16 protein-coding genes are annotated in these 17,577 nt (G+C 66.7%); 4 read left to right on the forward strand and 12 right to left on the reverse strand.

Features of this window, described 5'->3' with window-relative positions; translation table 11 throughout:
* Window positions 1–88 precede the first annotated feature (88 nt).
* Window positions 89–1,000 carry a DMT family transporter gene (locus tag P1K30_RS03820; RefSeq protein ID WP_275631336.1) on the forward strand — a complete coding sequence of 304 codons (912 nt, stop codon included), beginning with the start codon at window positions 89–91 and terminating at the stop codon, window positions 998–1,000.
* Here the strand turns inward: P1K30_RS03820 and P1K30_RS03825 are convergent.
* From P1K30_RS03825 to P1K30_RS03880, 12 genes are all read right to left on the reverse strand, one after another.
* Window positions 901–1,662: an endonuclease/exonuclease/phosphatase family protein gene (locus tag P1K30_RS03825; RefSeq protein WP_275631337.1), complete on the reverse strand. Its 762-nt coding sequence runs from the start codon at window positions 1,660–1,662 to the stop codon at window positions 901–903. The two genes, P1K30_RS03820 and P1K30_RS03825, sit on opposite strands and share 100 nt — an antisense overlap.
* Before the next feature lie 50 nt (window positions 1,663–1,712).
* Window positions 1,713–3,134 carry a protein adenylyltransferase SelO gene (locus tag P1K30_RS03830; RefSeq protein WP_275631338.1) on the reverse strand — a complete coding sequence of 474 codons (1,422 nt, stop codon included), beginning with the start codon at window positions 3,132–3,134 and terminating at the stop codon, window positions 1,713–1,715.
* Between the two features lie 39 nt (window positions 3,135–3,173).
* Window positions 3,174–3,623, reverse strand: a complete 450-nt coding sequence (locus tag P1K30_RS03835; protein ID WP_275631339.1) for a GNAT family N-acetyltransferase — start codon at window positions 3,621–3,623, stop codon at window positions 3,174–3,176.
* Complete coding sequence (locus P1K30_RS03840; protein WP_275631340.1) at window positions 3,620–4,555, reverse strand: nucleoside hydrolase; 936 nt, start codon at window positions 4,553–4,555, stop codon at window positions 3,620–3,622. The genes P1K30_RS03835 and P1K30_RS03840 overlap by 4 nt, the downstream gene beginning before the upstream one ends.
* A gap of 124 nt (window positions 4,556–4,679) precedes the next feature.
* Window positions 4,680–6,050, reverse strand: a complete 1,371-nt coding sequence (locus P1K30_RS03845) for an aspartate aminotransferase family protein (RefSeq protein ID WP_275631568.1) — start codon at window positions 6,048–6,050, stop codon at window positions 4,680–4,682.
* Between the two features lie 22 nt (window positions 6,051–6,072).
* Window positions 6,073–7,548: an NAD-dependent succinate-semialdehyde dehydrogenase gene (locus tag P1K30_RS03850; protein WP_275631341.1), complete on the reverse strand. Its 1,476-nt coding sequence runs from the start codon at window positions 7,546–7,548 to the stop codon at window positions 6,073–6,075.
* A 131-nt stretch (window positions 7,549–7,679) separates the two neighbouring features.
* Window positions 7,680–8,195, reverse strand: coding sequence for an Lrp/AsnC family transcriptional regulator (locus tag P1K30_RS03855; RefSeq protein WP_275631342.1), 516 nt, complete (start codon window positions 8,193–8,195; stop codon window positions 7,680–7,682).
* A 60-nt stretch (window positions 8,196–8,255) separates the two neighbouring features.
* Window positions 8,256–9,302 carry a LacI family DNA-binding transcriptional regulator gene (locus P1K30_RS03860; protein ID WP_275631343.1) on the reverse strand — a complete coding sequence of 349 codons (1,047 nt, stop codon included), beginning with the start codon at window positions 9,300–9,302 and terminating at the stop codon, window positions 8,256–8,258.
* The gene (locus P1K30_RS03865) at window positions 9,292–10,215 is read right to left on the reverse strand and encodes a dihydrodipicolinate synthase family protein (RefSeq protein ID WP_275631344.1); all 924 of its coding nucleotides are present in this window, start codon (window positions 10,213–10,215) and stop codon (window positions 9,292–9,294) included. Before P1K30_RS03865 ends, P1K30_RS03860 begins: the two co-directional genes overlap by 11 nt.
* 2 nt (window positions 10,216–10,217) lie before the next feature.
* Window positions 10,218–12,713 (reverse strand): alpha-mannosidase, encoded by a 2,496-nt coding sequence (locus P1K30_RS03870; RefSeq protein WP_275631345.1) that lies wholly within the window; start codon window positions 12,711–12,713, stop codon window positions 10,218–10,220.
* Window positions 12,714–12,717: 4 nt separating this feature from the next.
* Complete coding sequence (locus P1K30_RS03875; protein ID WP_275631346.1) at window positions 12,718–13,302, reverse strand: D-sedoheptulose-7-phosphate isomerase; 585 nt, start codon at window positions 13,300–13,302, stop codon at window positions 12,718–12,720.
* A 3-nt stretch (window positions 13,303–13,305) separates the two neighbouring features.
* A complete protein-coding gene (locus tag P1K30_RS03880; protein WP_275631347.1) occupies window positions 13,306–14,268 on the reverse strand; it encodes an ROK family protein in 963 nt (320 codons plus the stop codon).
* Window positions 14,269–14,475: 207 nt separating this feature from the next.
* Between P1K30_RS03880 and P1K30_RS03885 the strand changes: the two genes are divergently transcribed.
* The 3 genes from P1K30_RS03885 to P1K30_RS03895 are packed head-to-tail and all read left to right on the forward strand — an operon-like array spanning window position 14,476 to window position 17,572.
* Window positions 14,476–15,822 carry an extracellular solute-binding protein gene (locus tag P1K30_RS03885; RefSeq protein WP_275631348.1) on the forward strand — a complete coding sequence of 449 codons (1,347 nt, stop codon included), beginning with the start codon at window positions 14,476–14,478 and terminating at the stop codon, window positions 15,820–15,822.
* Between the two features lie 51 nt (window positions 15,823–15,873).
* Window positions 15,874–16,740, forward strand: coding sequence for a carbohydrate ABC transporter permease (locus tag P1K30_RS03890; protein ID WP_275631349.1), 867 nt, complete (start codon window positions 15,874–15,876; stop codon window positions 16,738–16,740).
* A complete protein-coding gene (locus P1K30_RS03895) occupies window positions 16,733–17,572 on the forward strand; it encodes a carbohydrate ABC transporter permease (RefSeq protein ID WP_275631350.1) in 840 nt (279 codons plus the stop codon). Before P1K30_RS03890 ends, P1K30_RS03895 begins: the two co-directional genes overlap by 8 nt.
* Window positions 17,573–17,577 lie beyond the last annotated feature (5 nt).

The following is a 17,577-nucleotide window of genomic DNA, read 5'->3' on the forward strand; positions in this document are numbered from 1 at the left end:
GGTAGGCTTGCCCCCGCCGCCGATTTACGATCCTTTGGCGCCGCTGTCCGCCCTGCCGATCCGGTGCGGCGGCACCGAGGAGGATACCATGCAGCGCAAAGACCACATCGACGCCTTCGGGGCGGTGACATTGATCTGCTTCGCCGTCGCGCTTGGCTTCAATCAGGTCGTGGTCAAGGTCGCCAACGATGGTCTGCAGCCGGTCTTCGCCGCCGCGTTGCGGTCGCTTCTGGCGCTGCCGATCCTGCTGGCCTGGATTCGCCTGCGCGGCCAGTCGCTGTACGTCGAGCCCGCCGCGCGCCCGTGGTGCGCGCTGATGGGCGTCGTCTTCGCCGTTGAATTCGTATGCCTCTTCCTTGCGCTGGACCTGACCTCGGTCGCCCGCACCTCGGTCATTTTCTACGGGATGCCGGTCTGGCTGGCGTTGCTGGCGCATATCCTTGTCCCCGGCGACCGCCTGTCGCCGCGCAAGGCGGCGGGGCTGGCCTTGGCGATGGCTGGGGTCGCCGTCGCGATCCTGTCGCGCGGCAGCGGCGGCGAGGCGGGGCTGGCGGGCGACCTGCTGGCGCTGGCCGCGTCACTTTTGTGGGCGCTGATCGCCCTGCTGACCAAGGTCTCGCCCTTCTCGCGCGTGCCTCCGGCGCAGCAGCTGACTTGGCAGATCGCGGTCTCTGTCCCCGTGCTGTTCGCCTTCGCCGCCTTCTTCGGCCCGGCGATCCGCGACTTCGACGGCATCACCGCCGCCGCGCTTGGATTCCAGATTCTGCTGGTGTCGGCGGGGTTCCTGCTGTGGATGTGGCTGATGAAGATCTACCCGGCGTCGGGCGTCACCTCGTTCAGCTTCCTGTCGCCCGTGGTCGGGGTGTTCTTCGGCTGGCTGCTGCTGGGCGAAACGGTGGGCTATGCCCTGTGGGTGGCGCTGGCGCTGGTGGCGGCGGGGCTGGTGCTGGTCAACCGCCCGCCCCGGACCACGTCGATGTCGGCCCAAACCGGCAAGTGATCCGACGCGCTGCGGGCCGGACGCGCCTGTTCGACCCCGGCATCGCGAAGCTCCAGCCCATCGCTCAGCGCGATCCGGTCCAATGCCGCGACGGGGCGCGCGGCATGGAAACTGCGGCCCGGGGTGTGAACGCGAAAGCGGCCGTCCAACGCCTCTAGCCCGGTGCGGGCGCGCCATTCGTTGAAGTCGCCAAGGATCACCGTGGGCCGGTCGTCGTGGAACTTGTCCGCGATACGCGCCAATTGCCGCCGCCGGTCGCTGCGCAACAAGCCAAGGTGAACCCCCACGATGCGCACGTCGCCGATCTCGACCGCCACCGCGCCACGCGGTTCGGTTCCCGGCAGGTCAAGGTGGTCAATCGCCGTGGGCACCAGCCCGCGCCGCAGCAGGATCGCGTTGCCGTGCCAGCCCAACGACACATCGTTGCGGGCGAAGTGCACGGGAACGAAATCCGTCTCGTGTTCCAGCATATCATGCGGAAGCGCCGCCGGACGCGCGCCCAGCCGTTTGTCGGCCTCTTGCAGGACGACGATATCGGCATCCAGCCCGTTGATCACCGACAAGGTGCGACCGGGGTCGCGGCGGCGGTCGAGACCAAGACACTTCCGAATATTGTAGCTGGCAATCCGCACGTCGGACGGCTCCTTGCGGTTCGGTATCACGTTATCATCTAGGCACACCGACGCCGCATTGCAAAAGGCGCGGTGCGCGGTCAGGTGCCGCAGAAGGTCTGGCGGACTTCTTCCTCGGGACCCGGCGCTTCGGCGAGATGCGCGTGATCGGGCGACAGCCGGAACGGGGTCGCAAGCGCTTCGTTCAGTGTCAGGAACGGCGCGTAGTCGCCTGCCACAGCTGCGGAAATCGCCTGTTCGACGCGGTGGTTCCGCGCGATCACCGCCGGGTTCGCGGCGCGGGCCCGGTCCTGCCAGTCCGACGGACGCCGGGCTGCCCACCGGGTGGCCCAGTCGTCGAACCCCGAAGGATCAGAGAACTCGGCCCGGGCGCTGTCTTCCGACAGGCCCCGGAAGGTGCGCGTGAAATCGGCGCCCTGTTCCGTCATCAGCGTCAGCAGCGCCTCGATCAGCGGCACGTCTTCTGCCGTTGCGTCCGCCAGGCCCAGTTTGGCGCCGAAGGTCGCGATCCACGCGTCCTGATAGATGTCGGGGAACCGGTTCACCGCCTCGGTCGCCTTTTCGATGGCGGTATTCTGGTCCGGGTCGATCAGCGGCAGGATCGCGGTGGCCAGTTGCGCCATGTTCCAAACCGCGATTTCCGGTTGCTTCGCATAGGCATAGCGGCCGTACTGATCAATCGAGCTGAACACTTTGCCGGGATGGTACGCATCCATGAAGGCGCAGGGACCATAGTCGATCGTCTCGCCCGCGACGCTGGAATTGTCGGTGTTCATCACCCCGTGGATAAAGCCGACGCCCAGCCACTGCGCCACCAGCCGCGCCTGCCGTGCGGTGACGGCGTTCAGCAGCCCCAGCGCATCGCCCGCCTCGGGATAGTGGCGCTCGATCACGTAATCGGTGAGTGCTTGCAACGCCTCGAGATCGCCGCGCGCGGCGAAATACTGGAAGGTGCCGACGCGCACGTGGCTGCTAGCGACGCGGGTCAGCACCGCGCCGGGAAGCGCGCCGTTGCGGATCACCGGATCGCCGGTGGTGACGGCCGCCAACGCCCGCGTGGTCGGGATGCCGAGGGCATGCATCGCCTCTGACACGATGTATTCGCGCAGGACCGGACCCAGCCACGCACGGCCATCGCCCATCCGGGAATACGGCGTCGGACCTGCACCCTTCAGCTGAAGATCGCGTCGTACCCCATTGGTATCTATGACTTCCCCCAGCAGGATCGCACGTCCGTCGCCCAGTTGCGGGTTCCAGCCGCCGAACTGGTGCCCGGCATAGACCTGCGCCAGCGGATCGGCACCGTCGGGGACCGCATTGCCCGCCAGCGCGGCCACGCCCTCGGGGGACCGCAAGGCCTGCGGGTCCAGCCCAAGCTCGGCCGCCAGCGCGTCGTTCACCTGGATCAGGCCGGGTTCAGAGACCGGGGTCGGCGCAAGGCGCGAATAGAACCGGTCAGGCAACCGGCCATAGCTGTTGTCGAAGGGAACGTGCAGGGTCATGCGCCAGATCTAGGGTGCGAAGCGCGGCGTGGGAAGGGGTCAGGGCCGCCAGGTCAGGAAGTGATAGCCATCCCGCACCTTGAAGCCGCGCCGCTGGTACAGCCTGAGGGCGGGCTCGTTTGCCGGGTCCGCCTCTAGGTGCAGAGCTTTCAGTCCGGCCTGCGCAAGCTGCGGCATCAGCGCCATTAGTACTTCTGTCCCCATACCGCGACCGCGCACGTTCTCGCGGATGAAGAACTCGTCGATGATCCCGTCCATGCCGCCGAACTCGATGGACCAGCCGAAGCTAAGCGCGATGTAGCCCACCGGCGCCCGCCGCAGCCCGATCAGCCAGACCGCGCCCAACGGCGATCCGGCCAGCAGCGGCGTCAGCGCGGCGCGGCGGGTGTCGTCATCCCCCGCGATGCCCTCGAACGCATGGTAGGCCGCAACCAGCGGCAGCAGGCGGTCGAGGTCATCCTCGGCGGCAAGATGAAGCTTGGCGCTCACAACCGGGCCAGACGTTCGGTCAGCAGCGCAAAGAAGCCGTCAGCGTCGATGTCGCCCATGAAGGTCGCGTTGGGCGCCCGGTCGGTGACGCGCCACCAGTCGGCGACGGTCATGCCCCGCGTCAGGTCGGACTGCAGTTCGATCTCGACGTTGATGTGACGCCCGCTGAACAACTCGGGCTTCAGCAGATAGGCGATCACCGTCGGGTCGTGCAGCGGACCGCCTTGCGAGCCGTATTTCTCCATGTCGAAGCGTTCGAAGAAATCGGTCCAGCTTGCCACGATCTCGCCCACGCGCCCGATGGCGCGGAACGCCTCGATCCGGGGGCGCGTGGTCAGGGCCTTGTGCGACACGTCCAGCGGCATGATCGTGATCGGAACGCCCGATTTCAGAACGATATCCGCTGCTTCCGGGTCGACGTAGATGTTGAATTCGGCGGCGGGCGTGACGTTGCCCACCTCGAAATAGGCGCCGCCCATCAGGACGATCTCTTGCACCTTTTCCTTGATGTCGGGCGCCTTCTGGAATGCGGTGCCGATGTTGGTCAGCGGCCCCAGCGGGCACAGCGTGACCGTTCCGGCGGGCTCGGCGCGCAGCGTCTCGATGATGTAATCGACGGCGTGGGTGTCCTGCACCGGCATGGTCGGGTCCGGCAGCTGAATCCCGTCAAGGCCGGTCTTGCCGTGGACGTATTCCGCCGTCACAAGCTCGCGCGCCATCGGGCGGTCGCAGCCTTCGTAGACGCGGGTGTCGGGCTTGCCCGCGACTTCGCAGACGATGCGGGCGTTCTTCGAGGTCAGCGCCAGCGGCACGTTGCCCGCGACGGCGGTGATGCCCAGAACCTCGATGTCCTCGGGGCTGGCCAGAGCCAGCAGGATGGCCACGGCGTCGTCTTGGCCGGGGTCGGTGTCGATGATGATCTTGCGTGTCATTGGTGTGTCCTGATTTGCCGGGGACACTGTCGAAGCGGCGCGCGGAAGTAAAGCGGGCCGGAACGCGAAACGGCCGGGGATTTGGTCCCCGGCCGTTCCGTCATGTTCGTGATCGCAAGGTCCGTCAGCCGAGAACCTCGGCCACCGCGTCCTTCAGTTTCGACGCGATCTCTTCCGCCTCGGACTCGGTCAGGCAGAACGGCGGCGCGAAGCCAAGGATGTCGCCCTGCGGCATCGCGCGCGAGATCACGCCACGCGCCAGCAGCGCCGCGTTCACCTTGGCACCCATGGTCCGGGCCGGGTCGAAGAAAACGCGGCCATCGCGGTTCTCGACGAACTCGACCGCGCACAGCAGGCCCTCGCCCCGGATGTCGCCGACGTTCGGGTGATCGCCAAGCGCGTCGGTCAGCGCCGCCTTGAAATGCGCGCCCACCGATCCGGCGTTCGACACAAGGTTCAGCTCGTCCAGCAGCCGCAGGTTCGCCACCCCGGCCGCCGCGCCGATGGGGTGCGCCGAATAGGTCCAGCCGTGGCCGATGGGGCCGAATTTGTCGGTGCCCTCTTCCAGCACCTTCCAGACCTTGTCGGACAGGATCGAGCCGGACAGCGGCGCATAGGCCGAGGTCAGGCCCTTGGCGATGGTGATGACGTCGGGCCGGATGCCGTAGTGCTCGGACCCGAACATGGTGCCCAGACGCCCGAAGCCGGTGACGACCTCGTCCGCGATCAGCAGGATGTCGTGCTTGTCCAGAACCTCCTGGATCGCCTGCCAGTACCCGGCGGGCGGCGGCACAAGACCCCCGGTCCCCAGCGCGGGTTCCCCGATCATCGCGGCGATGGTGTCGGCGCCCTCGCGCTCGATCAGCGCCTCAAGCTCGGACGCGCAGTGGGCCACGAACTCGGCCTCGGACATCGAAAGGTCGTCGCGGCGGAAGTAGTACGGCGCCTCGGTGTGGATCACGCGGTCCAGCGGCAGGTCGAACTTCTGCTGGAATGCCGCAAGCCCGGTCAGCGAGCCGGTCATCAGGCCCGAGCCGTGATAGCCGCGCCAGCGCGAGATGATCTTCTTCTTCTCGGGCCGGTCGAGGATGTTGTTGTAGTACCAGACCAGCTTGATGTTGGTCTCGTTCGCATCCGACCCGGACAGGCCGAAGTAGACCTTCGACATGTTCGACGGCGCGCGGTCCAGAACCATCTTGGCCAGCGTGATCGACGCCTCGGTGCCGTGGCCGACATAGGCGTGGTAATAGGCGATCTCTTTCGCCTGCTCGGCGATGGCCTCGGCGATCTCGGGGCGGCCATAGCCGACGTTGACGCAGTAAAGCCCCGCGAACGCGTCCAACAGGCGGTTGCCGTCGCGATCCTCGATGTGGCAGCCCTTGCCGCCCGTCACGACGCGCTGCGGCACGTTGCCCCGCGCGAACTCGGCCAGGTGGGTCGAGGGGTGGAAGAAGTTCTCGCGGTCCCAGCTTTCAAGCTGGTCGTTCTTCAGCATGGTGTCGTCCTTCATCTTGTCGTCAGCTCCAGTCGCGGCAGACGTATTTCAGTTCCATGAATTCCTGCATCCCCAGCCGCGCGCCTTCGCGCCCCAGCCCGGACTGCTTGGCGCCGCCGAACGGGATCGGCGCGCCGGTGACCTTGGTGCGGTTGACCGCGACCATACCGAATTGCAGCGCGCGGCTAAGCCGGTAGATGCGGCGCGGGTTCAGGCTGTGGACATAGGCCACCAGCCCGTACTCGGTGTCGTTGGCGCGGGTCACCACCTCTTCCTCGGTGTCGAAGGGCACAAGGGCGGCCACCGGGCCGAAGGTTTCCTCGCGCAGGATCAGGGCGTCTTCGGGCACATCGGTCAGCACGGTCGGCTCAAAGAACAGCGGCCCCAGCGCGTGCCGCTTGCCGCCACAGGCCAGCTTTGCGCCGCGCTTCAGCGCGTCGGCTACGTGGGCCTCTTGCTTGGCGACGGCGTTCTCGTTCATCAGCGGACCGATGTCCGGGTCGTCCATGCCGCGCCCGACGGTCAGGGCGGCGCTGGCCTCGGTGAACTTGGCGCAGAAGGCGTCATAGACGGACCGTTCCACGTAGATCCGGTTCGCGCCAAGGCAGTCCTGCCCCGAAGTCGCCCACTTGGCCTTCATCGTCTCGGTCACGGCGGCGTCCAGATCGGAATCCGCGAAGACGATGACCGGCGCGTGGCCGCCCAGTTCCATGACCAGTTTCTTCACCGTCGCCGCGCTGTCGCGGTACAGCAGGCGCCCGACCTCGGTCGAGCCGGTGAACGACAGCGCGCGAACACGGGTGTCCGAGGTCCATGCCGGCACGATGGTGGGCGCGTCGCCGGTGACAAGGTTGAACACCCCGGCAGGCACCCCTGCCCGCTCGGCCAGTTCCATCAGCGCTGTCGCGGAATACGGCGTCTCGGCCGACGGATGCGCGACCACGGTGCAGCCCGCCGCAAGCGCCGCGGCGGCCTTGCGGGTCAGCATGGCACTGGGGAAGTTCCACGGCGTGATCAGCGCGACGACGCCCACGGGCTCCAGCCACAGCTCGACCTCGGCGTCCGGCAGGTGGCTGGTGACGCTTTCGACGTCGGGGCGCTTTGCCTCTTCGGCGTAATATTCGACGAAGCTGGCGGCATAGTCGATCTCGCCCCGCGCCTCGGAAATCGGTTTGCCCTGTTCGGCGACCATGATGCGGGCAAGGTCTTCCTTGTGCGCCAGCATCAGGTCGAACCAGCGGCGCAGGATGGCCGAGCGGTCCTGCGGCAGCATCAGCGACCACGCGGCGAACGCCTTTTGCGCGGCATCCACCGCGACACGGCCTTCGTCCGCGGACAGGCTGGCGATCTCGCCGACCACGGTTCCGTCGGCGGGGTTCTTCACCGGCAGCGTCTCGGCGTCAGAGGCGCCGGTCCAGCGGCCGTCGATATACGAAAAGCTGCGAAAGAGCTTGGGGTCGTCGAGCGTGACACCGGTCACGATGCGGTCCTGTCTCATGGCGTGCGGCCTTCCTTGGGGCATTGCAGATGCCGCAAGATTACCCGCGCCTTGGCAGAAAGTGGCTCTGTTATGCACCGGTCCGGCAGAGGATCTCTCTGTCTATCCGGGCCAACCCGAGGAATCCTCGGTCAGAGGTCTGGAATGGGGTTCGGCACGTCCTTGACCTGCTTGGTCACGACATACCCGAAATAGCGGTCAATCCCGATCGCGCCGTCCAGCAGTTCGTCCATCAGGCGCTGGTACCCGTCGATGTCGCCGACCACGAGATGCAGCATGTAGTCGACCCCGCCCCCCAGCGCCCAACAGCCGCGAACCTCGTCGCGGTCGCGGATCGCGTCCTCGAACCGGCGGAACGCGTCGGCCTTGTGGTTCGCAAGCGTGATCTCGACCATGACCTCGGTCACCGGGGCGATCTTTCGAATGTCGACCATCGCCCGGTAGCCGGTGATGAACCCGGCCTGTTCCAGCTTTTTCAGGCGTTCCCAGCAGGGCGTCGGCGACAGGTTCACCGCCTCGGCCAACGCGGTCTTGGGCATCCGGCCATTGACCTGAAGCGCGCGGAGGATCGCGAAATCGTAACTGTCGAGCTTCGGGCCGCGCATCATGCGGGGATCACCCTTTCGGTTCGCCGGTTCGGTTGTCATGTGTCGGATACAGCCCATACCCAGCCCGGGGCAAAGGGTAAAGACGCCCGCGATCCGAGGTCAGGCGGACCCGTCGGGCGTCAGCGTGCGGACGCTGTCGCGTTCGACCAGTGTCGGCTGCACAAGAAAGCGCGACACCGGGGCGCCCACGGAGGGGGCCTCTGCCTTCGGTGCCTCGATCATGCCGATCAGTTGGTCCGCCGCTGTCTGGCCCAGCATGTCGACATGCTGCGTGATGACCGAGATCGCGGGGCGCACCATCTCGGTCCAGTTCGCGTCGTCATAGGCGACAAGCGAGACATCGTCGGGCACCGACAGCCCCTGATCCTGAAGCGCGGTGTACAAAAGCTGCGCGACTTGGCTGTTCGCGGCGAAGATGGCGGTGACACCCTGCTTGACCAGCCGGGGCACCACGGTCCGCAGGGCGGTCTCGATATCCTCGCGGGTGTCGCCGAGCTTGACGCACAGGTCCTCGGGCGGGGTCAGCCCCGCGCGGGTGAAGGCGTCGCGCCAGCCCGCGATCCGCTCGAAGCCTGTGGTCCAGCGGTCGTGATCGACCAACACCGCGATGTCGCGGTGGCCGTTGGACAGCAGATGCTCTGTCGCGATCACCCCGCCCGCCCGGTTGTCGCCGCCGATCAGCGAGTAGCGGCTGCTGACCGAACGGTCGAGTTGCAGAGTGCAGATGCCATAGTCTTCGACCCGCGCCAGCGCCTCGTCCGACACGGGCGTCATCGCGATCCCGCCAACGCCCATCGCCAGAAGCGACTCGACGGCGGCTTTCTCCTCGCCCGGATCGGCACCGTCGATGATCAGCACGACCTCATAGCCGCGACGGCGGGCGACGCTTTGGAAGCCGGTGGCAAGCTGGGCATAGAACGGGTCAAGCAGGCTGGACACGACCAGCCCCACCTGCGTGCTGGACCGGCGGCGCAGGTTGCGGGCGGTCAGGTCTGGAACGTATCCCATGCGGCGCGCGGCCTCGACGACCCGCGCCTTCACCTCTGCCGCGACGTATCCCTTGCCCGACAGGGCGCGAGAGACGGTGGAACTCGATAACCCAAGCTCCTTCGAGATATCCCCGATCCGTACCCGTTTATCCGACAAGCTGACCCGTACTCCGCGTTGTTCCGGCCTCGATAGCGGCCAGATGCCGCCGGATCAACGTGTCTGCGGCAAACAGGCTGGTGCAATCGCCCGACGTCGTGCCGCGTTCCAGCGTGCGGGCGTGGCTGTTCAGCCCCAGCCCCTCGCGTTCGGCCAGCAGCAGCTTGGCCGACGCGGGATAGTTCTTTTCCAGCGCCGCGTCGGTCGCCGCCAGCAGCAACGACAGGGTGTCGTCCGCCTCGGTCGCGGCCAGAGGCAGCGCGCGAGGGTGGATGTTGGCCATCAGCCCGCAGAACCCGCCCGCCCCCAGCGCGAACGATGCCCGAAACGACGCCATTTCGGCGTTCAGCAGCGTCAGCGGCGTTCCGGCGGCCAGCGCGACGCGGCGCCCGATCCGGTCCAGGTCAAGGCAGGTGTCTTTATGGAACACGAACCGACCGGACTGCGCGGCATGGGCGAAGACGTCGTCCGAGAGCAGCCGCTTGAACGGGCGCGGCGCTTCGTACAGGCCGAGATCGCCGGTGGTGTCGACAACGATCCGGTCCAGCGCGGCACACACGGCGGCGTCATCCGCGTCTTGCGGCGCAAGATGCGCGGTCAGCAGAACGGCGGTGTCCGCCCCTGCCCCATGCGCGATGTCGATCACCCGCGCCCAGTCGTCGGGGCCTTCGGGATAGACCGCCGCCGCCAGCCGGATCTGTCCCGCAGCCGCCGTGACGCAGGTGCGCAGGATGGCCAGCCTCTCGGCTTCGGACAGGACGAAGGGTTCCGCTGACAGTCCGGTGACCAAAAGGCCCGTGACACCGGCGCGGATGTTGAAGGCGACAAGATCGGCAAGCGCGTCGTGATCGACCTGTCCGCGCGCATCGAACGGCGTCACAAGCGGCGGCCAGATTTCGGGGGTACGGGTCATGGTCACACCCCGTCCGACAGGCGCGGCAGCGGGTGATCCGGCGGAAATTCCAGCAGGTCCACCCGGAACGGCGCGCCAGAGGCCGGCACGACCCACGTTCCGATCTCCAGCGGGTTCAGCGCGACGGCCAGCGTCTGCCCGCCAAGGAAATGCAGGGTCAGATCCGCCGAGGCCGGCGCGTCCGTGTCGTTGGCAAAGCGCAGGACGGTGGCCTCGGTGTCGTCTTCCCACGCCTTGATCGCCGTCAGCCGGATCGCGGGCGCGTCATCAAGGCCAGAGATCCCGCTGCCTTCCGCCGCCAAGGGTCCATCGTGGAAGCTTTCCATCATCACCCGGGGGGGCGCGGTCATCAGGTCGGCCAGCCTGTGCGCCCCGGCCATGTCGCCCCCCGACTGCGGCAGAAGCCGCACGGTGAAATGCTGACGGCCCTGATCCTGATAGTGGTAATGCTCTCCCTCGCGCAGTTCGCGCGGGTCGTGCCATGCGTAAACCGGGCTGCGCGCGGCGGTGATGCCGATATCGCCGCCGGCGCAATCATAGGCGTATTTCGCATCGTTCAGCACCGTCAGGCGGCGGTCGCCGTCCGCGACGCTGACCCACCGCTGGCCCGGATACTCTTTGGCATCGGCGGGCCGTTCCAACGCGCCGTGCTGCATCTGGTACAGCGCAGACTCCGATTGGATGGCAGACGGATAGCGCAGCTTCAGCACCGACATCTTCTCGTGCCAGTCAAGCTCGCAGCGGATTTCCAGCGACGTCGCCCCTGCGTCCAGCACGAAGAACTCGGTCAGCGTCGACGCGCCAAGGCGCGAGATGACCTTGACCGTGGCGCGCACCGGGCCCTTGTCGACCAGCACCACCTCTTCGACCTCGAACGCTTGGCCCGGGCCGACGTAGGTTTCGACCCTGTGGCCCCAAGTGTCGGACGTGTCCTCTGACACCACTGTGTGCCGCGCACCGGCGGGCGGGGCAAAGTTCTGACCGTCGGCCAGCGTCACCAGTTCCGACAACCAGCCGGTGTCCGGGTCGATCGTCACCCGCAAATGCGCGTTCTCAAGCGTCAGGCCCTGTGCCCGCACGCCATCGGGCGCCACCTCGGGACGCGCCGGAACCTGCCGCAGCCGGTACAGCTTGTGCCCCAGCGCCGGAAGCGCGGCGCGGAAGGCGATGCGGCCGCGCAGGCGATCACGGAAAATGTCCGCCTCGCGCAGCGTGGCATCGGCGCGGATGCGCTGCCATTCGACGGGGTTGCCTTCTTCATCCGTCAGGGCCCATTCGCCGGGCAGGAAGGACACTTCGACCTCTGCCGTCACCTCGACCGGGTGCGGATGCGGGTTGAACACCAGCACGGGCTGCGTCGTCTCGTCCTCGGGGATCGAGATATCGCGAGCCGTGGTCTGCATCGCAAGGTTCACGACCCGGTCGGCCACGTCCATCGCGCCGCCGATTTGTTGCGCGGCGTCCTCGTAGCAAACGCGCAGCGAGCTTCCCGGCAGGATGTCGTGGAACTGGTTGAACAGCAGCGTTTTCCAAGCGTCGGTCAGCGCGGAACCCGGATAGGTCATCGCCCCGCGTCGCGCGGCCAGCGTGGCGTAGCGTTCCGCCTCGACCAGCGCCGCTTCGGCGCGGACGTTCATCGCCTTGATCCCGGAATGCGCGGCGTAGCACCCGGCGGCGTGGCGTTGCAGTTCGCCGGTCCAGCCGGGCACCTCGACGCCGCCATCGCGGACCGATTTAAGATAGCGGTCGGGGCCGGACATGGTCAGTTGCCCCTGCGCGCCCGAGGCGTCGATCCGCGCGATGCTTTCAAGATTGCGCCGGGTCGGGCCGCCGCCGTGGTTGCCCACGCCGTAGAACACCATCGCCTCGCCCGTCACGCTGGGCGCGATGCCGTCCACCGCCGCGTTCAGGTGTTCGTCCACCGCCTCGGCGGTCGAGCAATACTGGTGCGGGATGCGGTAGGCCAGCACGCGCGCATCGCCGAAGCCTTCCCACTCGAAGACCGTGTGCGGCATCTCGGTCTCTTCCGGGCCGGGCCGCAGGAAGCAGTAGCCGTCGATGCGGTGCCCCTGCAGGATCTGCGGCAGCACCACGGAATGGCCGAACGGATCGGCGTTCAGCCCGACGCCCGCGATGCCGCCGAAATGCTCCAGCAGGTATCGCTGCCCCAGCAGACCGTGCCGCACGAAAGCCTCTAGCGACGGCAGGTTGCAGTCGGGCTCGACCCACCAGCCGCCCACCATCGCGATGCGACCGGCGGCGACCAGATCCTGAAGCTGTGCGAACAGCGCGGGGTCGGATTCGCGGATCCAGTCCACCACGGCCATCTGTTCGAAGGTGAAGACATAGTCCGGGTTCTCGGCCAGCAGCTTGACCGCCGCGTGCAGGGTCGCGCGGGCTTCCTGATACCCTTCGGTCCAGCGCCACAGCCAGACGGGGTCAAGATGCGCGTGACCGACCATGTAGATACGGTCGAATCGGGGATCGTCAGCGGACATGTCGTCAGGCCTCCGTAGAGAGTTGTGTGGCGAATTGGTCGATGCGCGCGCAGATCAGATGCATCGCAAGCTGGTGCATCTCTTGAATCCGCGCGGTGGTGGTGCTGGGCGAGATGAAGGCGTGGTCCGCCCGCTGCGCAGCGTCGCGCCCGGCTTCGCCGGTGAACAGGACGGTGGCCGCGCCCGCGGCGCGCGCCGCGTCGAGCCCCTTGACCACGTTGGCCGAGCGGCCGCTGGTGGTGAAGCCCACCGCGATGTCACCGGGGCGCGCGTGGGCCCGAAGCTGCCGGGCGAACACCTCGTCGAAGGCATAGTCGTTGCCGATGCAGGTCAGCGCCGCCACGTCCGCCGGCAGCGCCAGCGCCGCCAGCGGCGCGCGTTCCGCCTTGTAGCGGCCCACGAGTTCGCCGGTGAAATGCAACGCCTCGGACGCGCTGCCGCCGTTGCCGAAGGCGTATAGCCGCCCGTCGCCCGACAGGCTGTCCCAGATCGCGGCGGCGATCTTTTCTATCCCCGCCACCTCGGCGCGCATGGCGTCGGCCATGTGGAAATGCGCCTCGATCTCGTCCCGCATCAGGGTATCGCCCATGGTTCAGACCTCCTGCCGCAGCGCGACGCGCCGACCGTCCGCCGCGCCGATCTCGTTCCACGCCACCGCAGCGGCCGAGACGACGCCAGAATCCCGGCCGAAGCCGGTGCGCCGGACCGACAGGCCGCGCCCGACCGCGTCGGACATGCCGCCGGTTCCGCCGAAATCCAGCGCCGGGGCCAGCAGGGCGGCATCCGCATCCGTGACCCCGCCGCCAAGGCAGACCAGCGCCGGATCGAACAGGTCGACCGCCGCGCGGATCACCCGGTTGAGCATCTGCATCGACTCGATCCAGTGCGCGCGGGCGCTGTTGTCGCCCTGCGCCGCCCGATCAGCGATATCGTGGGCCGTCACCGCCGGGCCGCCATGCGCCTCGGCGTACCGTTCGCCGATAGAGGTGCCCGAGACATAGGCCTCGACACAGCCCGCCTGCCCGCATTTGCAGGGGCGTCCGCCATAGATCAGCGGGATGTGCCCCAGCTCGCTTCCGTTGCCGGAATGGCCGGTCATCAGCGCCCGGTCGAGGATGACACCGCACCCGACGCCGGACGAGACCGTGACATAGGTGACGTCCGCGGCGTGGTCGGGATTGTCCCAAAGATAGCTGGCGATCGCGCCCGCGCCCGCGTCGTTCTGAAGGTAGGCCGGAGCCCCCGACAGGTCGGCCATGCGGTCGCGGATCGGCACGCAGGTCCAGTCCGGCAGGTTCGGCGGCGCAAGTACCAGCCCCCGCGCCAGATCAAGCGGCCCGCCACAGGCGATTCCGACCCCAGACACCGGGCGCCCCTGTGCCTCGGCCACGTCCAGCGCGCGTTTGGCCAGCGTGTCCAGCAGCGCAAGGCTTTCGGACACACGCCGCGGCGAGGCCGCCCGTTCTTGGTGCTGAACGCGCCCATCCGAACCGACAAGCCCGACCGCAAGCTTCGTCGCGCCAATGTCGACCGCAAGCGCGGCTGGAGCATCCATCAGATCATCTCTCACGGGGTGACCACCTTGTGACAACGTTTTCACAATCGTTGTTACACGCGCCCCATATCTGGTCAAGGCAAATGCACAATCACCCCAATGATCCCGATTATTGTGCAGGTGCAGAATGATATATGGTCGCAAAGCGGAGTATTGACAGGTCTCTTTCTTGTGGTAACGATTGCAGGTACATCAAGGGAGGATGCAATGAAAATCGGCTTTACCACGGGCACGGCCATACTTGCGCTGGCCACAGGACTGGGCAGCGTCGCGCACGCCGCCGACGGAGAATTGCGGGTCGTCTACAGGGATTCGTCCTTCGTCACCGCCGTCATGGAATCGGCGGAGGAAGCGTTCGAAAGCGCGCACCCCGGCATCGACGTCGTGCTCGAATCCATCAGCGCGTCGTCCCGCGACTACTACACCAAGGTCTCGCTGATGAATCAGTCGGACTCGACCGCGCCGGACGTGATCTACGAAGACGGCTTCTATGTTACGGCAGACGCCGCGGCGGGCTATCTGGAACCGCTGGACGACCGGCTGGCGGAATGGGACGACTGGAGCAAGTTCGTCGACATCGCCAAGCAGAACGGCACGTCCTTCGTTGACGGCAAGCTGTACGCGATCCCGCTGGGCACCGACACGCAGGCGATCTGGTACAACAAGAACGTGCTGACCGAGGCCGGGCTTCCCGCCGACTGGCAGCCGGAATCGTGGCAGGACATTCTCGACGCCGCCGCCCAGATCAAAGAAAACGTCCCCGACGCCATCCCGCTGAACCTGTACGTCACCAAGGCCGGTGGCGAGGCGTCGACCATGCGCGGTCTGATGAACCTGCTATCGGGAACGCCGGGCGCCCTGCCCGCCACCCTGTACGATCCCGCCGACGGCAAGTGGGTCACCGGCTCCAAGGGCATGGCCGACACGCTGTCGTTCCTGAAGACCGTCTACGAGGCGGGCTACCTTGCCTCGGACAACGAACTGCAGGACGGCAATTTCCAGCACGTCCTTGTCGAACAGCGCGCCCCGTCCGACGAGGTCGGCATGTTCATCGACGGCAGTTGGATCTGGTCGCGCTGGGCCGAGACGGGCTCTGCCCCGTGGGAAGACTGGACCGACGTGATCGGCATGGCGAAGATCCCGACGCAGGATGGCGGCGGCAACGGCTTCACCTCGATGTCGGGCGGCTGGACCATCGCGATGACCACCTACGCCGATGACAAGGACGCCGCCTTCGACTTCCTGACCACCGTGGCGGATCACACCCGCAGCCTTCAGTATTCCGTCCTGTCGGGCGCGGTCGGCGTGCGGGAAGACGTGAACACCGATCCCGCGTTCCTTGATGCCAACCCGACGGCGGGCTTCTTCTCGTCGCTGGTCGAAGTCACCAACTTCCGCCCGGCGCTGGAAATCTACCCGCAGGTGTCGTCGCTGATCCAGGAAACGATGGAAGCGGTCACCGTCGGCGGCGCCAGCGTCCAGGACGCGATGGAGCGGTACGACAGCCAGCTGACCCGCCTTGCGGGCCGGTCCAACGTCAAGGCTGCCGAGTAAACCCAGATGGCCGGAACCGTTACTGCAAGGCGCCGATCGCCTGTTCTGAACATGTTGATTCGTGTCCTGCCGATGGTTCCGGCCACGCTGATGATCCTCGGGTTCTTCCTCGTCCCGATCCTGTGGGCCGTCTATGCCTCGCTTACGAACCAAGGGCTGTCGGGCGCCAACGCCCGCAACCCGCAGTTCATCGGGCTTGAGAACTATTACTACCTGTTCACCGACACCCGCACATGGGAGGCGTTGGGCCGCACGGCGGTGTTCGTCGCAATGTCGGTGTTCGGCCAGAACGTCGTGGGCTTCCTGATCGCCTATGGCCGTCAGGCGGCGTCCACGCTGGTGCAGAATGTCGTGTCCACAATCGTCATCACGGCCTGGGTCGTGCCCGAGGTGGTCGCGGGGTTCCTGTGGTACACCTTCCTGCGCGGCGACGACGCGGGGATGAACCAGATCCTTGGCCTTCTGGGGCTGGGCAGTCAGGCATGGCTGCTGACCAACCCGATGGCCGCCGTCATCGTGATCAACATCTGGCGCGGCTGTGCCTTCTCGATGCTGGTCTACAACGCCGCCCTGCAGGACGTCCCGAACGAGGTTCTGGAAGCCGCCGAAATCGACGGCGCGGGACGGTTCCACAAGATTTTCGGCGTGATCCTTCCGATCATCCGCCCCGTCATCGCGATCAACGTGGTGCTGACCACGCTGGGCACGCTGGGCGTGTTCGGGCTGATCTGGATCACCACCGCCGGCGGTCCCGGCACCTCGTCCGAGACGCTGCCGCTCTTGATGTACAACCAAGCCTATGACTTCGGTCTGATCGGCTACGGCTCTGCCATCGCGGTGCTGCTGCTGGCCTTCGGCGTCGTCGCCTCGCTGTTCTACGTCTATCTCTTCCGCGTGGGAAACGCCCGTCATGATTGACCTGTCCACCGCCAAGGGGCGCAGCCGCGCCGCCGCCAACGTGTCGCTCAGCTTCGTGGCGCTTGCCTTTCTGGCCCCGATGGTTTGGGTCGTGCTGGCCGCTTTCGACCCTGTCGCATCGCTTTCCATCAAGATGCCGGCGCAGTGGAGCCTTGGAAACTTCGGCTCGATCATGACCGAGAACACGACGATCCGGCCGTTCATCAACAGCCTGATCATCTCGGCCGGGACGTCGGCGGTGGTAGTCGTGCTGGCGCTGTTCGCGGGCTACCCGCTGTCGCGCTACAAGCTGCGGTACGGCACGCAGTATATCTACGTCATCGTCTTCGCGAGCGCCCTGCCCGTCACCGCGATCATGGTACCGATCTACGTGATGTTCGTGCACATCGGCATGGTCGACACGCTGTGGGGCGTGATCGTGTTCCGCGCCGCGTCGGAACTGCCCTTTGCCATCTGGCTGATGAAGGGCTTCATGGACGCGATCCCGACCGATCTGGAAGAGGCCGCCTGGGTCGAGGGCGCGTCGCGCCTGCGCGGGGTGACGGCGATCATGCTGCCGCTTCTGGCGCCCGGGCTGGCGACGATCTTCATCCTCAGCTTCATCGAGAACTGGGGCAACTTCTTCGTGCCGTTCATCCTGCTGCAATCGCGGGACAACTACCCGATGGCGGTGTCGCTGTTCAGCTTCTTCGGCGAGTACGGCGAAGCGGTCTATGGCCAGCTTGCGGCCTTCGCGCTGATCTACACCGCGCCGTCGCTGCTGGTGTACTTCCTTGTCCAGAAACCGCTGCAACGGGGCGGCCTGCGCCTTGGCGGCGCGGTCAAGGCATGAGGTCC

It is taken from the genome of Psychromarinibacter halotolerans, assembly GCF_029168315.1.
Lineage (GTDB): Bacteria > Pseudomonadota > Alphaproteobacteria > Rhodobacterales > Rhodobacteraceae > Psychromarinibacter > Psychromarinibacter halotolerans.

Coding starts and splice junctions, on each gene's coding strand:
- P1K30_RS03820 (WP_275631336.1), top strand. CDS start 89: ATGCAGCGCAAAGACCACATCGACGCCTTCGGGGCGGTGACATTGATC.
- P1K30_RS03830 (WP_275631338.1), bottom strand. CDS start 3,134: ATGACCCTGCACGTTCCCTTCGACAACAGCTATGGCCGGTTGCCTGAC.
- P1K30_RS03840 (WP_275631340.1), bottom strand. CDS start 4,555: ATGACACGCAAGATCATCATCGACACCGACCCCGGCCAAGACGACGCC.
- P1K30_RS03845 (WP_275631568.1), bottom strand. CDS start 6,050: ATGCTGAAGAACGACCAGCTTGAAAGCTGGGACCGCGAGAACTTCTTC.
- P1K30_RS03850 (WP_275631341.1), bottom strand. CDS start 7,548: ATGAGACAGGACCGCATCGTGACCGGTGTCACGCTCGACGACCCCAAG.
- P1K30_RS03855 (WP_275631342.1), bottom strand. CDS start 8,195: ATGACAACCGAACCGGCGAACCGAAAGGGTGATCCCCGCATGATGCGC.
- P1K30_RS03865 (WP_275631344.1), bottom strand. CDS start 10,215: ATGACCCGTACCCCCGAAATCTGGCCGCCGCTTGTGACGCCGTTCGAT.
- P1K30_RS03870 (WP_275631345.1), bottom strand. CDS start 12,713: ATGTCCGCTGACGATCCCCGATTCGACCGTATCTACATGGTCGGTCAC.
- P1K30_RS03875 (WP_275631346.1), bottom strand. CDS start 13,302: ATGGGCGATACCCTGATGCGGGACGAGATCGAGGCGCATTTCCACATG.
- P1K30_RS03880 (WP_275631347.1), bottom strand. CDS start 14,268: ATGGATGCTCCAGCCGCGCTTGCGGTCGACATTGGCGCGACGAAGCTT.
- P1K30_RS03885 (WP_275631348.1), top strand. CDS start 14,476: ATGAAAATCGGCTTTACCACGGGCACGGCCATACTTGCGCTGGCCACA.
- P1K30_RS03890 (WP_275631349.1), top strand. CDS start 15,874: ATGTTGATTCGTGTCCTGCCGATGGTTCCGGCCACGCTGATGATCCTC.
- P1K30_RS03895 (WP_275631350.1), top strand. CDS start 16,733: ATGATTGACCTGTCCACCGCCAAGGGGCGCAGCCGCGCCGCCGCCAAC.